Source organism: Paraburkholderia sp. ZP32-5 (assembly GCF_021390495.1).
Classification (GTDB): Bacteria; Pseudomonadota; Gammaproteobacteria; order Burkholderiales; family Burkholderiaceae; genus Paraburkholderia.
In genome coordinates, this window is the sequence record NZ_JAJEJP010000003.1 from 807,086 (window position 1) to 822,833 (window position 15,748).

14 protein-coding genes are annotated in these 15,748 nt (G+C 56.9%); 11 read left to right on the plus strand and 3 right to left on the minus strand.

What is annotated here, in order from left to right:
- Nucleotides 1–25: 25 nt before the first annotated feature.
- Complete coding sequence (gene actP, locus L0U82_RS36090; RefSeq protein ID WP_233838549.1) at nucleotides 26–1,753, minus strand: cation/acetate symporter ActP; 1,728 nt, start codon at nucleotides 1,751–1,753, stop codon at nucleotides 26–28.
- Complete coding sequence (locus tag L0U82_RS36095) at nucleotides 1,750–2,076, minus strand: DUF485 domain-containing protein (RefSeq protein ID WP_233838550.1); 327 nt, start codon at nucleotides 2,074–2,076, stop codon at nucleotides 1,750–1,752. The genes actP and L0U82_RS36095 overlap by 4 nt, the downstream gene beginning before the upstream one ends.
- A gap of 544 nt (nucleotides 2,077–2,620) precedes the next feature.
- Here L0U82_RS36095 and L0U82_RS36100 point away from each other — a divergent pair.
- The 11 genes from L0U82_RS36100 to L0U82_RS36150 all read left to right on the plus strand — a co-directional run bounded on the left by L0U82_RS36100 (nucleotide 2,621) and on the right by L0U82_RS36150 (nucleotide 14,445).
- Nucleotides 2,621–3,052, plus strand: a complete 432-nt coding sequence (locus L0U82_RS36100; RefSeq protein WP_233838552.1) for a tautomerase family protein — start codon at nucleotides 2,621–2,623, stop codon at nucleotides 3,050–3,052.
- 295 nt (nucleotides 3,053–3,347) lie between these two features.
- On the plus strand, nucleotides 3,348–3,716 hold the full coding sequence (locus L0U82_RS36105) for a hypothetical protein (RefSeq protein WP_233838553.1): 369 nt from the start codon (nucleotides 3,348–3,350) through the stop codon (nucleotides 3,714–3,716).
- A 459-nt stretch (nucleotides 3,717–4,175) separates the two neighbouring features.
- Nucleotides 4,176–4,373, plus strand: coding sequence for a hypothetical protein (locus L0U82_RS36110; protein ID WP_233838554.1), 198 nt, complete (start codon nucleotides 4,176–4,178; stop codon nucleotides 4,371–4,373).
- A 470-nt stretch (nucleotides 4,374–4,843) separates the two neighbouring features.
- Nucleotides 4,844–5,578 carry a Crp/Fnr family transcriptional regulator gene (locus L0U82_RS36115; RefSeq protein WP_233838555.1) on the plus strand — a complete coding sequence of 245 codons (735 nt, stop codon included), beginning with the start codon at nucleotides 4,844–4,846 and terminating at the stop codon, nucleotides 5,576–5,578.
- A 350-nt stretch (nucleotides 5,579–5,928) separates the two neighbouring features.
- Nucleotides 5,929–7,227 carry an MFS transporter gene (locus L0U82_RS36120; protein ID WP_233838556.1) on the plus strand — a complete coding sequence of 433 codons (1,299 nt, stop codon included), beginning with the start codon at nucleotides 5,929–5,931 and terminating at the stop codon, nucleotides 7,225–7,227.
- Nucleotides 7,228–7,335: 108 nt separating this feature from the next.
- Complete coding sequence (locus tag L0U82_RS36125) at nucleotides 7,336–7,866, plus strand: thiamine pyrophosphate-binding protein (protein ID WP_233838557.1); 531 nt, start codon at nucleotides 7,336–7,338, stop codon at nucleotides 7,864–7,866.
- A gap of 11 nt (nucleotides 7,867–7,877) precedes the next feature.
- A complete protein-coding gene (locus L0U82_RS36130) occupies nucleotides 7,878–8,474 on the plus strand; it encodes a thiamine pyrophosphate-dependent enzyme (RefSeq protein WP_233838558.1) in 597 nt (198 codons plus the stop codon).
- Nucleotides 8,475–10,082: a GMC family oxidoreductase gene (locus tag L0U82_RS36135; protein WP_233838562.1), complete on the plus strand. Its 1,608-nt coding sequence runs from the start codon at nucleotides 8,475–8,477 to the stop codon at nucleotides 10,080–10,082.
- 43 nt (nucleotides 10,083–10,125) lie between these two features.
- Nucleotides 10,126–12,408, plus strand: coding sequence for a sulfatase-like hydrolase/transferase (locus tag L0U82_RS36140; protein ID WP_233838563.1), 2,283 nt, complete (start codon nucleotides 10,126–10,128; stop codon nucleotides 12,406–12,408).
- Between the two features lie 72 nt (nucleotides 12,409–12,480).
- Nucleotides 12,481–13,668 carry a porin gene (locus L0U82_RS36145; RefSeq protein WP_233838565.1) on the plus strand — a complete coding sequence of 396 codons (1,188 nt, stop codon included), beginning with the start codon at nucleotides 12,481–12,483 and terminating at the stop codon, nucleotides 13,666–13,668.
- Between the two features lie 342 nt (nucleotides 13,669–14,010).
- Nucleotides 14,011–14,445 carry a tautomerase family protein gene (locus L0U82_RS36150; protein WP_233838567.1) on the plus strand — a complete coding sequence of 145 codons (435 nt, stop codon included), beginning with the start codon at nucleotides 14,011–14,013 and terminating at the stop codon, nucleotides 14,443–14,445.
- 316 nt (nucleotides 14,446–14,761) lie between these two features.
- Here L0U82_RS36150 and L0U82_RS36155 read toward each other — a convergent pair whose 3' ends face one another.
- Nucleotides 14,762–15,712 carry a LysR family transcriptional regulator gene (locus tag L0U82_RS36155; RefSeq protein ID WP_233838569.1) on the minus strand — a complete coding sequence of 317 codons (951 nt, stop codon included), beginning with the start codon at nucleotides 15,710–15,712 and terminating at the stop codon, nucleotides 14,762–14,764.
- Nucleotides 15,713–15,748 lie beyond the last annotated feature (36 nt).

Consider the following 15,748-nt stretch of genomic DNA (forward strand, 5'->3'; position numbering starts at 1 on the left):
TGAAGTTAAATCCGACCCGTGCTTATCAGTGGTTGACCGCCGAGGCCGCGCCGATGCCTGTTTCCGAGCGCACCTGCTGAGCGATGAAACCGGCGCGGTCGATCTTCGCGCGGGGGCTGCGGTCGAGCACCGATACGATCCAGATCACCGCGAAAGCGAGCGGCATCGAGAAGATTGCGGGAGACGCGAACGGGAAGGGCGCACTGCCGGCGGCATGTCCGAGCACTTTCACCCAAACCGAGTCAGAGGCGAGGGTCAATGCCAGAGCCAGTACGAGACCGGCGTAGCCGCCCGCCACCACGCCGCGTGTCGTGCAGCGCTTCCAGAACACCGACATGAACAGCACGGGAAAATTGGTCGATGCGGTCAGCGAGAACGCAAGCGATACGAGGTATGCGACGTTCTGCTTGCGGAACGCGATACCCAGCAGCACGGCGATTACGCCAAGACATATCGTCGTGACACGCGAGATTTTCAGTTCCGTCGCATGATTGGCGTCGTGTTTGCGGATCACGTTGGCGTACAGATCGTGCGATACGGTAGCCGCGCCCGACAGCGTAAGTCCGGCCACGACCGCGAGAATCGTCGAGAAAGCCACAGCGCACATGAAACCGAAGAACGCCTTGCCGCCGACGGCTTCGGCAAGATGGATCGCCGCCATATTTACGCCGCCTATCAGCGAGCCTCCGTCGTTGAGGAAATGCGGATTGGTCAGCACCAGCGAGATCGCGCCGAAGCCGATCACGAACGTGACGACCGCGAAATAGCCCATCCATGCCGTCGCCCACATCACTGAGCGTCGCGCTTCCTTCGCGTTCGGCACTGTAAAGAAGCGCATCAGGATGTGAGGCAGGCCCGCCGTGCCGAACATCAGCGCCATGCCGAACGAGATCGCTGAAATCGGATCCGCAATGAAACCGCCCGGCGCCATGATCGCGGCCCCCGCCTTGAGTGCGTCGACTTCGGGTTTGCCGCTTTTCAGCGCGAGTTGGGTCTTGATCTCGACGGCTCTGGAAAACAGCTGGCCGGCATCGAAACCATGGTGCCAGAGCACCGCGATCGCCATGTAGGTCGCGCCGAACAGCAGCATCGTCGCCTTGATGATCTGCACCCAAGTGGTGGCGGCCATGCCACCGAACAGCACGTAGACCATCATCAGCGCGCCGACGACGACGACTGCGATCCAGTAGTCGAAACCGAACAGCAGTTCGATCAATTGTCCGGCGCCGACCATCTGCGTGAGCAGATACGCGACGATTACCACGAGCGACGAGATCGACGCAAAGATACGCAGCGGACGTTCGTCGAAGCGGTAGACGATCACGTCCGCGAACGTGTATTTGCCCAGATTGCGAAGTCTCTCAGCGAGCAGGAAAGTCATGATCGGCCAGCCGGACATGAAACCGATCAGATAGATCAGGCCGTCGAAGCCGCTGACCATGACTGCCGCCGACGCTCCGAGAAAGGCCGCGGCGGACATGAAATCGCCGGCTAGCGCGAGCCCGTTCCTGAAGCCGCCGAGATTGCCGCCCGCCGTGTAGAAGGCGTTCACCGACGAGTTGCGCCGGGCGGCCCATTTGGTCACGAACAGCGTAAGGATCACGAACGCCAGGAAGATCAGAATCGCGCTCCAGTTTGTCGGAAGTTTGGTGCCCGAGGCCTGATTGAGGGAGGCCGACCACGCGGGTCGGGACGCATTGAGCAGCGTCAGTGCACCAAATGTGCGCAGTAGGTACGAATGAAACGTCTTCATTGCGCAGCCTCTTCGATAATCGACTGATTTAGCGCGTCGAATCTGCGATTTGCTGCCCTGACGTAGAGCGCGGTGGTCAACACGATCACTGCAACGACCGCGAAGCCGACGGGGATGGCAAGCGTCATGACGCTATCGCCGAGACGTGTGGCCAGGGTCTGCTTGTTAAATGCGATGACGAGAATGAAACCGTAGTACGCGGCCAGCATGACGCCGGTCAGCAGCCATTGGAGGCGATTGCGGCTGCGGGTGAGGCGGCGGTACGGTTCAGACTGCGCCACCGCGAGGACGGTTGCTGCATCCAGCACAGCGTCTTTCATCATGAGAATCACCTTGGAGTGGGTCGATGCCGCGTCATGTGCTTCGGCGTACCTTCTTGATGGCGAGCACGGCGAAGATGACGATGTTTCGTAAAGTTATCGCTGTTAACGTTGTTTTGATATTAGTGTTAACGACATTAACACTTGGCGCTATACTATGCTGACCACTGATTCGGAGGGCCGAGAATCGCGGGCTCTTCAGGTTGCTGGTAGGGCCGGGCGCATGTCGCTCCGCGCGGGAAAACCCGAATGGTGCAATCACCTGGTAATCCCAATACTGTAGACGCAAATGTTATCGTCGATAACATCATCGCTGAAAGTACGTAACAGAACGAATCCTGACGAGAGTTCGGAGTCGCGATGTTTGCGTGAGTTGGCGATACCCGCTTGTATCTGATTCGAAGTGTTAGAGGCGATCTGTTTTGTATGGAGACCCCATTGCGGTGGTCGCTATAAACCGCCGACGTCTTGTCTACGAAGTCGCCGATGATTTCCGGAGTCTTCAGGAGGCGAGAACGTTGGCATCACCCGAGCAAGGAGACATAACATGCCATTGTGGAATATCTACCATCCGGTCGGCGCTTATACGGCCGAAGACAAACAGGAGATGGCGACGCGCATCACCGACATCTACACGATTCCCCGCTTCTATGTCGGGATTCTTTTCCATGAGCAGCCGAAGGAGTCGTTTTACATGGGCGCCGTCGCGCGGGATGACTTCGTCAGAATCCGACTTGATCACTTTGCGCGGCATATTTCCAACGATTCCGAATGGACAGCGGGATGGCTGAAGAAAGCCGACGCCGCGATCGCACCTTTCGTTCGCGATCGTGGATATCACTACGAATTGCACGTCGGTGAAACGCCTCGCGAGCTCTGGATGATCGATAGCATTCGGCCTCCGCGACCAAATTCGGAAGCGGAGAAGGAATGGAAGCTCGAAAATCGGGCGGCGCCGTTTGATCCAGAAAAGGGCTGATTTTTTGCGCTTGATCCTGCTATCGCAGGTATTTTCCCGATCTGACCGGAAGCGGGGGAAGTCCGATGGCATGGTAGATTCCTGCACACCAGCGCCATGCGGCGACGCCGTGCAGGAGGCTTGTTGATCTGCAATGGTCCCAACCAAAGAGGCCAGAGCGTCGACGCAGGTATTTGGCTCACACCTCGGGCAACAACCTCCTAAATTCCGGCGCCGGCTGCCAACCCCGCTGGCTAGAAGCGCGTTTTACCTTATCGCTGCCGCCGGCGATATTGCCGCCTAGCGCGAGTCCTGCTTGAGCCGTTCGAGCACGTCGAGCGGCGGCAAGCCAACCGCGTGGATGCGGCCCAAACTCCGGTTTCAGATGCTGCCGAGAGAACGTGCTGTTGTCGGCGATACCGATTACGCCGACAACGGTGCACGTTTTTTCCTACTGCAGGCGGCCGAAACTGGTGTAAACCCCCTCCATGCGTTTGGTATCACGGACATGGCAGGGGATTTCCATCTTTCGACCACGGTCGCGCTCGTGATGGTGCTGAAGGCGCAGACCGGTGCGCCTGAGTATTTGCATACGCTCGACACGAGCGATTCGCCGCGAAGTCAGCCTGTTCATTGCGTCGAGCTCGCCATCAATGGCATCGCATCCCGCGTTGATCCGCCGTAACCCCAAGCGGCGGATGCACGCTCGATGACATCGTGAAGGTCATGCCGACTTCGAAAGTTGTTGGAGATATGGCGTTGATTACGGCGGCGAACGGGGCCTTAGCGTGTGCGATCTGTACAGCCCGCGCAAGGAGGTCGCATTTCTGGAATCGGTCGTGTCGTTATTCGAGTGTGATCTGCGTTTCCGCCCGATGATTTTTCACGGGAGTTGTTGCAAAGATCCTACGTGCTCAGCTGCCTGGTGCATAGCAGCCCGGCGACCTGTTACCGGATGCGGATCGACGCCGAATGCCGGCGTGGGCAAGCCGCGTATAAGCGTCCACTCAGCGACCGGAAGATTGCGTTCTATTTGATGTGCCCCGCGCAGATAAGCCGTGTTCGATGCACATGTGCGACTACGGCGATACGCAGGTCTTGCCACCACCGTCTCCTTTATAGTCAGCAAGCTCATCTGCAGGAAGTGTCCACCGATCTCGCCCTAGCAGGGACGCTGCTGGCTTTTCTTCAGGCGACCATGGCCATGCCGATGACGACAGGGCCTGTTGCAGTTCGATTTGAATGGGTAGTCGCGATCGTCATTGATTCGAAAACAGGCGAATACCGGCGCGAGGGAATGGCAAGAGACGCGGCCCACCGCAGATCCCTCAAACCCCTCTGATATCGCGGCGCCCATGCAGGGTCCGACGGCTGACGGTTGCAAGTGCATGGTAACCGGAATCACATTGATTTTAATCGAGACGACAGAAAGGGACGCGTATCGCGCGGATAGCAATTGCGACGTTGCGCCTTTTTGCGTTCAGTCTGGCGATCATGTCGTGGCGAGAGCTCTTCTGTGGGAGTCGGGCAACGTCGTCTCGTAATACAAATGGAGAGGCATGTGGCTCCGGAGACAGGTATCGCTCGTGGTGTGTCATTCGGTGCACAAGCAGGCTTGGAGCCTCAAGTCACAGAGGCGAGGCATCAAGCAAATCGGGTCAAAGCTTGGTAAAGCCCGATAGTGTTTACGGCTGATACACATTCAGATGTGACATGAGTAAGATGCAGAATCGCTGTTCGTCCGCGTGCTAGTGAAAACCCCTAACGGAATAAAAGGTCTGGCACGCGCTATCTAATTGCGCGGAGGCCGCCGTGACTATCGAGACATCGCAGAAGCTCTCACTTCGCGCGCTAGCAAGATCAATGATGATTCAGTCGTCGGCGCTCGCCGGCTGCGCAGGCGAAACAGTCGAACTTTTCTGCGAACATGGCCAGATCAAGCGTTTTGCTGATGGCGAAATCCTCGCGACGCGTGGGTACGAGGTTCAGTCTCTGATTTTCGTAATTGAAGGCTCGATAGAGATTGGGATGTTTACCGTTCAGGGAAAACGCTTCATCGCGCGGTATGTTGCGCCGGGCCAACTGTTGGGCGTCATTCCTATAATTGACGGCGGCAGCGCGATTCACGACGTGCAAGCCCATGGCGAGATTGCAGCATTGCTCATTCCTCGCAAGACATTTTCGGAAGCCATTGCATCCGATCCAGGATTGGCGCAAGCCTTGCTGAGGCTCCTCTGCACGCGTTCCCGGGCACGATATGACGACGCCGCGGCCAATGCAATCGCTCCCGTACGGGTCAGGGTCGCGCGTACTCTGCTGTCTTTGCTGCCTGCGTACGGGGTTCAGCGGGGCAATACAGTGCGAATCGAGTTGCGTCTTTCTCAAGAAGAATTCGCGGCTCTGGTCGGCGTATCGCGACAGTGCGTCAACCGGCAAATGAGTGAGTTTAGGCGGATGGGCGTGATCTCGACTTCGTATTCACGAATCGAAGTTGTCGATTACACAGCGCTGCAAAATCTCTCGTCTCTGGATCTGTGGGCCGAATAAAAGCCGATATTCAAACGCCCGTTGAATAAGAGGGGAAACCCCTAGGCGTCACAGTGCCGTTCTGTCGTATGGATGACAGATTGGCTTATCCCCGCGTACCTATACTGGTTCCATCATGAAGTGGCGTCCCACCGATTGGATGCCTAAGTTCCCGGTGATCTGGATTCGACCGATCGTCGAGCCGCGGAGGCGGCCGGGCACTGACTGATTAATTGGGTAGAGGTGTCGCATCCGCGACGCCGTGTCGACTCCGTATCCAGCAGTCATCGCATGCACACAATTAGATAGCGCGAAGAATCGCTGTCACGCGAACATGCTTTTGCTGCGCTCACTGTTCCGGGAGTAAATGAATGCAAGTGAGCCATAACGTTGGGAAAACAGCTAGTGTAATTTCGGTCTTCCTGTTTTTCCTCATGCTAATCAACTTCCTCGACAAAGTCGCCCTCGGGATGGTTGCAGTTCCGATCATCAGCGAATACAAGATCACGCCGTGGCAGTTCGGCGTGATTTCGGGAAGCTTCTTCTGGTTATTTGCCATCTCGGGTGTCATTGGCGGATTTATTGCGAACCGTGTTCGTTCGAAAGTGGTTCTGTTCGTGCTAGCTCTGATATGGTCGGTCGCGCAGCCATTGATGGCAGTATCGACTTCCGTTGTCGGGATCGTCGTGGCGCGTATGCTTCTCGGCGCCGGTGAAGGCCCGACCGCGCCCGTGGCGGCTCATGCTTGCTACAAATGGTATCCCGATCGGCAGCGCAATCTGCCTATCTCGTTTATTTTCTCAGGCGCGCCAATTGGCTTACTACTCGCGGGTTTGATATTCCCGTACGTGACGCTTCATCTCGGATGGCGCACTAACTTTCTGATGCTTGGCGCGGCGAGCCTGATATGGGCGTTCCTGTGGCTCAGGTATGGAGCAGAGGGCCGAGTCGAGATGAGCGCCGATTCACGGGAGATGGCAGATAAAAATCGCCGTGTTTCCTATTTCCGGCTGTTGATGGATCGAACGGTCGTCGGGGTGTTTCTAATGAACTTCACCTCGTACTGGAGCCTCGGACTGACCTTTACATGGCTACCAACGTATTTGCAAAAAGGCCTCGGCTTTGCTCCCCAGACTGCAGGACATCTGTTTTCTCTCGTGGTTCTATTGGGTATTCCCACCAATCTGGCGCTGTCCTGGTTATCGCAACGCCTGTTGATGAAGGGCGCTTCATCCCGACTGGCGCGTGCGATTCTCGCCGGTTGCTCTATGACGTTCGCCGGCCTCGTGTTCTGCTCGCTGACAATGTTCGATTACAGCCCGATGGAAAAAGTGTGGATCATCGGCATCGCTGCCGGCTTCTCGGATGTGATGCGGTCGCTGGGTCACGCGATGATCGCCAAGGTGAGCGGGCCTTCGCAACGCGCCAGCATGCTCGCTTTGAATACCTCGATCGCGTCGCTGGCAGGCATCGTGGCGCCGATGGTGACTGGCTGGATGATCCAGTCCGCGACATTCTCGTCCGCAAACGGATATGAAACGGGCTATGTAATAAACGGTGTACTCCTCGTCGTGGCGGGGCTCATCGGCTTCTTCGTGCTCCATCCGGAGCGCTCTCAGCAGAAGCTCTCGTCGCCAGATAGCCCGCTCGTCCCCGAATGCGCGCGCTAGCCGAAGCGCGGTAGCGCAGCGAGCGTCCCCCCTGCTCGCTAATGTTTTAGTTACTCCAACATTGAATGTTGGAGAAGCGACAATTTATCAAGGTATCAGGAGATTTCAATGCTAGATCCGAGATTCAGCATCGGTGCATCAGCGTACCTCGATGCATTTAAAAACACCGGGATTGACCATGTCGTCACGGTTCCCGACTGGGTTCAATGGGCAGTGCATCGACGGCTTGATGATGGGATACCGGGAATCAAGGTCATCACAACGAGCAACGAGGATCAGGCGATGGTATGTGCGGCGGGGCTGACGATCAGCGGAAAGAGGCCCATCGTACTGGTTCAGAACCAAGGTCTGTACGCATGCGTGAACACCATACGAGCGATCGCGCTCGATGCGAGGATTCCGACTGTGTTGATGGTCGGGCAGTTTGGGCGCGAACTGGCCAATATCGGCAAGGACCCGGCGCAATCGACACGCAATGTCGTGCGGCTCGTCGAACCTGTTCTTGATGCGTTGGGAGTCGATCACCTCCGCGTCGACTGCGAGGTTGATCTGGCGAGTCTGGAGCGGGCCTATGGCATCGCGCAGGAGAAGCGAAGCGCAGTGGTCTGTATCGTTGGCGCGCCTATAGCCTGGCACTAAGGAGTTCTTCAATGAACATACTCGAAGCATGTGAAGTCATCGAGCAGCGTCGTGACGGCGCCATTCTCGTAGCGACGATGGGAGCGATGCTGGCATTCGATTCGCTAGCGGCGAATAGCGCTCGCATCAACTCGGTGCCTCTAATGGGCGGTGCATCCTGTCTTGGTTTGGGGCTCGCGATTGGCAATCCATCGAAGCGGGTCATCGTTGTCGACGGGGACGCGAGTCTATTGATGCAGCTCGGCAGCCTGGCATCGGTTGCCGACCAGGCACCCCTGCGTTTTCATCATTTCGTGGTCAACAACGGTTGCCAATTTGCGGGGTTAGTCAATCTCCGTACGCTCCGCGACGGCAAGGTCGATTTTTGCGCACTCGCGCTGGCAACAGGTTACCGGCGCGCTTTCCAGATATCGACCGTCGAACAATTGGGGCAGGTGCTCGATACATCCTTGAATGAAGAAGGTCCGGTGTTTTACGAATTGCTGATCGAACCCGGTTCCGCGAGATTCGGTGCTCATAACCCACAGACCGAGATGCCTGACCAGCAGTTCCAACGAATGGGGCGGGAGGCCGAAGCGTTGGGCACGTGGCTGAGGAGCGCCGGCTAAATGAATTCTTCGTATGACTTCATTGTGATTGGTGCCGGCTCCGCCGGCGCGACGGTCGCAACCCGGCTTGCCGAGCGCGATGCCGGGCGCGTATTGCTGCTGGAGGCAGGTGAGGCGCGTGATCGGGACTTCTGGGTGCGGGTGCCTATCGGCATTGCCCGCCTACTGAACGATCCACGCTACGTGTGGCCTTTTCGCACGGTTGGCCAGGCTTTCCTGAACGGTCAAGATGTGTATTGGCCACGCGGGAAGATGCCGGGGGGATCTAGTTCGGTAAATGGAATGATCTACGTGAGAGGCGAGCCGGACGAATTCGATCATTGGCGAGATCTCGGCAACGTCGGTTGGGGCTACGCGGATGTGTTGCCTTACTTCAGGCGACTAGAGTCGACGCTTGTCGGTCGTGATGATATGCGCGGCCGCAACGGCCCAATTTCAGTCACGTCGCTCGAATCAATGCGGCACGAACTACCGGCTGGCTTTCTCTCCGCGTGTCAAAGCGCGGGAATTCCGGCTACGTCCGACTACAACGGTATGCAATACGAAGGCGCGGCTTATCTACAGTTGTCCACGCGTCGCGGCGAACGGAGCGGCACGGCCGCAGGCTATTTGCGCGGCAAAAGCCCCGCGAATCTCGAACTCCGCACCGAGGCGACTGCAACACGTGTGCTCTTTAATGGCACGCGTGCGATTGGTATCGAGTACCTGTGCAATGGGCAGAAACAACAGGTGTTCGCCAACCGGGAGGTCATCATCAGCGCGGGACCGATCAAGTCGCCGCAGTTGCTTGAGCTATCGGGCATCGGAAATGCCGACATCTTAAATCGTTTTGGCATCAACGTGATTCGTCATCTGCCGGGCGTGGGGGAGAACCTGATCGATCATCTGCAATGCCGTCTCACTTACGAGTGCACGAAACCGATCACGTTGAACGACACGATCAACAGCCGGCTCAGGACGATGATGATGGGTATGCGTTACCTCACCACCCGCTCCGGGATGATGACGACACCGTCGGCGACGGCACATGCGCTCGCAAAAACCCGGCAAGAACAGGATCGGCCGGCGGTGAAGATACAGCTCCATCATCTAAGTGCGAGGAGCCGGTTCGCGCGAGCCAGGAATTACGGACTAGACTCTTTCTCGGGTTTTTCGCTTGGTTTTTTCCAGTTGAGACCGGCGTCTCGCGGTGCGCTTCATATTGCGAGTACCGACCCACATGCGCAGCCTACGATCGATCCGGCTTACCTGTCGGCACCGGAGGATAACGATGCGATGCTCGATGCCATCCGGCTCGCGAGAACGATTGCCCAGCAGCCCGGCTTGTCCCGTTTCATAGTCAAGGAGACGCGGCCGGGACCACATATTCAGTCGGACGCGGAATTGCTGAAGTACATCCAGGAAGCGGGACAGACGTCGTGGCATCCCATCGGCACCTGCAAGATGGGCCGCGACGCAATGGCGGTGGTCGATTCAGGGCTGAAAGTGCACGGAGTCGAGTGTCTGCGTGTCGTGGACTCTTCAATCATGCCGACAATGCCATCGTCGAATACCAACGCGGCGTCAATCATGATCGGAGAGAAAGCGGCTGATCTGATTCTTGCCTGATGCCAATGAGCTCATTTTTCAGAAAAATGTTGGAGTTTCTACCATGACGCAGAAATCAGACTCAAAGCCATACGGGGGCGGTCGTGTCGGCAAGACGCTGCGCGACTCGGAGCCGTGGTGGCCTCCGCGCAAGACCGCGCCGGATGGTGCACCAAACGTCGTTGTGATTTTGCTGGACGACTTGGGATTTTCCGATTTCGGCTGCTATGGCAGCGAGATCCGTACACCAAATATCGACGCGCTAGCAGAGGGCGGCCTGAGATTCGTGAACTACACGACAGTGCCGATGTGCACGCCAGCGCGCGCGGCACTTTTGACAGGATGCAATCCGCATTCGGTGGGCTGTGGATGGCTCACTCATAATGATCCAGGCTATCCAGGCTATCGCGCGGGCGAAATTGCGCAAGACGTGCCGACTATGGCGGAGGTACTGCGAGAAAACGGATACGCAACTTACGCTGTGGGAAAGTGGCACAACACAGCTGACTACAACGTGATGGCTTCCGGCGATCGCGAGTCATGGCCACTGCAACGAGGTTTCGATCGTTTCTACGGATTTCTGTCGGCCGAAACGAACTATTTCGCGCCCGGCCAGCTTATCGATGGCAATACATTTGTGGATACCGACACCTATCCAGCCGACTACTATTGCAGCGATGACTGGACCGACAAATCGATTGGATGGCTGAAGGATCATATCGGCAGCACGCCTGACAAGCCGTTCTTCCTTTACCTCGCTCACAACGCCCCACATGTTCCGTTGCATGCAAAGCCGGAAGACGTCGAGCGCTACAAACACGTCTATGCACAAGGTTGGGATCGCTTGCGCGAAGCGCGCTTTGTCAGGCAGCGAGAAAACGGGACTGTTCCCGACGATTGGCGTCTGTCGCCGCGCGGCAATGACATTCCGGTATGGGACGACCTAACCCCCGCACAGCGCCAGCTCAATGAGCGCTACATGCGGCTGTATGCCGCGATCGTTGACAACATCGATCAGAACGTGGGCCGGCTGGTCGCATTCCTCCGCGACGCGGGGCAGATAGACAACACGCTGATCGTCATTACCTCGGACAACGGCGCGACTTCGATCGGAGGCCGCGACGGCGCCGCCAACATCTTCGAGAAGCGGATCAACCGGTCCGAGCCGGCTGGTCTGGCCGAACAAATGTTCAAGGATGGCAGGCTGGGTGGCATCGATTCCTATAGCGCTTATCCGGTGGGTTGGGGGAACGTTTCAAATACCCCGTTTCGTTTCTACAAGCGCACGCCGATGAACGGTGGGATCAGGGTACCGTACGTGATGCACTGGCCGGCACGCGTTAGCGAGCCAGGTGGAATCCGTCGCGACTGGATCCACGTCACCGATACGTTGCCTACGATCCTCGCGTCGGCGGGAATAACCTATCCCGCTTCGTTCAAGGGACGCGCGACCCGCCTGATCGACGGCTTATCGTTTGCCCGGATGCTTACGCACGTTGAAGCACTTTCCGCAAGGCGAAGCCAGCACTATGAACTGGAAGGCAATCGGGGTTACATACGTGATCAATGGAAAATCGTATCGCTGCAGCCGCCGGGTGCACAGTTCGATCTCGATAACTGGATGCTGTTCGACCTCGAGCGTGACCCGACGGAATGCGAAGATCTGTCAGCACGCTATCCGGATGTCGTCGCCGAACTGCTGGCGGAATTCGAAGCTGATGCTCAGGCAAACTTGGTCTACCCGCTCGATAACCGTGATAACCGGCGGCTGCTCGCCATTCCTCCGTTTCTCGAGCAGCGTATCTCCCAGCCACGAACTTTCTATCGCGGCTCGTCGACGACTCCCGCCGTGGTTATCTCGCCGTTGATCGCGGATCGCGACTACCGGATCGAGTGTCACTTTAGCTATCAGCCCGGGCAGGAGGGCGTGCTGGTGGCATTCGGCAATACGTTTGGCGGCCTTAGCCTCTACGTGCAGGAATCGCGGCTCTTCCTGATCTACAACGTTGGGCAGCGCCAGAGCGAGATTTCAACCGATAAGTTGCGGCCGGGACAAAATGTTGTCGTATTGCAGCACGAGGCGCGCGGCGAACGACGCGGTGTCGGCACTTTGGTCCTGAACGGCACGATTCGCGCAAGCGAAATCGATATGTCGCCCACGATCGCGCGTCTCACCGGCGAAGGGCTTGATGTCGGATGTGACCGACGTATTCAGGTCAGCTCCCGATACCGGGACCGCGGCGCGTTCGGCTACGCGGGCGACGTGCACTTCGTCCGGTTAACGCCGGGCAATCAGGCACACGACAGCATCGTCAATCGCGCTGAACGCGTCGCGCAGCTCGATTGAGCATTTGTTGACGGCACATGGCTTCGCATAGTTAAAACAATAAATAGATCTGACACGACTGGAGACGATTCGATGAGAAAGATATTTGTGACCATAGCGGTCGCGGGGCTGTCGGGCGGTTCTGCCTACGCGCAGAGCAGCGTTACGCTCTACGGCCTCGTCAATGCCGGGTTGACTTACATTTCGAACGCAGGTGGGTCGCACCTCTACAAGTTCGACCAGGGCGCGCTAAGCGGAAACCGATGGGGCCTGAAAGGAGAAGAGGATCTTGGGGGCGGTGTCTATGCCTTCTTCACTGCGGAGTCGGGGTTTAATCTCGGTACAGGAGCGATTGGAGTCGGTAATACGTTTTTTGGACGACAGGTGTTTGTCGGCATGAGGTCTGCAAACCTCGGATCCATCGCCTTGGGCCGCCAGTATGCTCCCATTTCGCTTTTTGTGGGCAGATTCGAATCGGCAAATATGTGGGCCGCCGCTGGCGCGGGATATGGCGCGCACCCTGGTAATCTCGACAATCTTGATCCTCTCTACCGCATCAACAATGCAGTCACTTATCAAAGCCCAGACTATGCCGGCTTCCGATATGCCGCTCAATATAGTCTGGGAGGTGTGCCGGGGGATTTCTCGAAAAATAGCATTTACACAATCGCTGCACGGTATGCGCATGGGCCATTCGCGGCCGCGGCTGGATACTTTTATGCAAAGCAGCCAAACTTCTCTTTCTTTGGTAGCAATGTTAGTTCGAGTCCGACGGGCAACAACTTTTCGACGCCGCTTTCGCCGATATTTTCCGGATACGCGTCCGCGGCGTCCCAGCAGATATTCGCTGCGGCTGCGGCCTACACGATCAAAGCTGTTACTTTCAATCTGATATACAGCAATACGCGGTTTGGCGGACTTGGACAAGTGCCGGTGACTGGACTTACGCCGGTGCAGCAGCGTTTCAGAGGATCGGCTCTTTTCAATACCGGCGAACTGAACGTCGTATATCAGGCGACGCCCGCGCTGCAACTGGCCGCCGCGTTCCACTATACGCGTGCGACTGCAGTCTTGCCGAATGGGGGGGCCAATTACACGCAGTTGAACCTCGGCGTTGACTATTTTCTCTCCAAGACCACGAACATCTATCTGATCGCTGCTGCGCAGCAGGCGAGCGGTATCGATTCGACCGGCAAGCCGGCTGTGGCCCAGGTCGGACTGCAGCCCTCGAACTCGAATCGTCAACTCGTCATCACGACGGGATTACAGGTTAAGTTTTAAGGCGCGGGCTGCGACCGCGCGATGTCTCCAGAAGTGTCTCGACTGTCGGTGAAAATCGCGAGCTTCGCTTTCAGTGCCGGAAAGTTGGCATGGCAACTTATGTGAACAGGCGGAAATGAAGTAAATATCAATTGTAGAAATATAAAAGTTTGCGGGAGCGATTTGTAGTGAAGCGCTCACCTCCAGTGGGGCGAAATGCGGTTAGCGGATTCCGTCGACGCGCGGGCGCACACCATGTTTTCAATCGCCAGGCTTTTTGGGGGATTGTGACGTTGCCATTGGGCAAACTGAGGAGCAATCTTAGGAGAGAGGGCTGGTATTCATCAAAGGAGGACGAGCAACATGCCATTGTGGAATATTTATCACCCCGTTGACGCTTACACGGCGGAAGAGAAGCAGGAGATGGCCAAGCGCATCACGGATATGTATTACGTCCTTCCCCGTTTTTACGTGGGGGTCCTGTTTCATGAACAACCGAAAGATTCTTTTTTTATGGGAGGACAGAAGCGTGACGACTTCGTTAGGATCCGGCTCGACCACTTTGCGCGACATATGTCGAGCGACGCCGAGCGGACTACCAATTGGCTGAAAAGGGCCGATGAAGCGATTGCACCATTCGTTCGTGACCGCGGATACCACTACGAACTGCACATCGGCGAAACACCTCGAGAGCTATGGCTGATTGACGGTATCCACCCGCCTCGCGCAAATACAGCCGCCGAGCAGCGATGGAAGTCTGAAAATCAGCCGTCACCGTTCGGCCCGGAAGAGGGTTGATCTTGCTTGAGGCGAGCGGCTCCATTGGGCGGAGGCTGCCGGTCTGGCTTGGGGCCACTCGTCGAGATGGTGTCGCGCAGCCGCATTCACTGCGACATCGGCACATTACTATCCGTCTTTTGTCACAATAGCCGGGCGGGTGCGATGGCTGCCGCGTCCACCCGGCTGCCAGGGTGCTTCCGCACGTCGTCCATCGCGGGATCGTAGGCTTCGGAACTGGTGTCCGCTCCTGCTTCGCAATGCCGTCGCTGACAATCAAACACGCTACGACCACGGCAATTGCGCTCGCGAAGATCGAACAGACTGAGCATCTTTTTCAGGGTAGCTTTGGAGAGTAGAGCGACAAAGCGCATTCAATGAATTTCCTGACACATGGAGCTCGATCTCGCGTCCTGAAGGCGAGAGCGAGTTCGACGTCCTCGTTGAGATCTTCCACCTTTCGGAATGTCACTCCCGCCGGAGCTAGGGAACTCATGGACTGTGGGGCGAGAACCACACCGTAACCGGCGGCTGCCATGCAAAGGCCGGAAATAAAATCTGCGACACGATGTCGCGGCACTGCGTCAAACCCTCCGCGGCGTCCCAGATTGGCCAGGTTGTCTGTGAATCCTTCACTCTCGCTGAATTGCGGAACGATGAACGGCTCTTCGCGAAAATCGCGCGCAAGTACACTCGTCGATGTGGCAAGTGGGTGACTTGTCCGCACTGCAATCATAAGTTGTTCGCGCATCAAAACAGTCGCAGCGACCCCGTCTGGATACTGTGACCTGGAACGCAACAGGCCGATGTCTAGCCCGCCGTCGCGCAGGCTTTCCAACTGCCTTGGTGTTTCCATCCAGGAAACGTGCATTTCGACGTGTGAATGCTGGTCGCGAAAGGTTTTTAGCACTCTGGGGAGAACTCCCGCGGAGACTGCGGAACCGATATATCCTAGGGAAATACTCCCGACCTCGCCTCTTGCCGCGAGCTTGCCCATCAATTCAGCACGTTCAAGTTGGCGCAGAGCAAGCGTTGCCTCATGCAGGAACATCGTACCAGCGTCAGTGAGGCTTACAGTCGAGCGCTTGTTTCGGTTGAGAAGTCGTACCCCGAGATCAGACTCCAGCTTTCTTATGTGAGCACTCAGCGCTGACTGAGCGATATTCAACTGATCAGCGGTTTTCGCAAAATGGAGATTCTCGGCGAGAGCCACAAAGACCTTCAACTGACGGCTGTCCATTTGTTCGGAGTCTCCGATTAAAAAGTTCGAAATTTTCAGTTTATTCAATCACGCGTCTGACGTGAAATATCGACGAACTACACT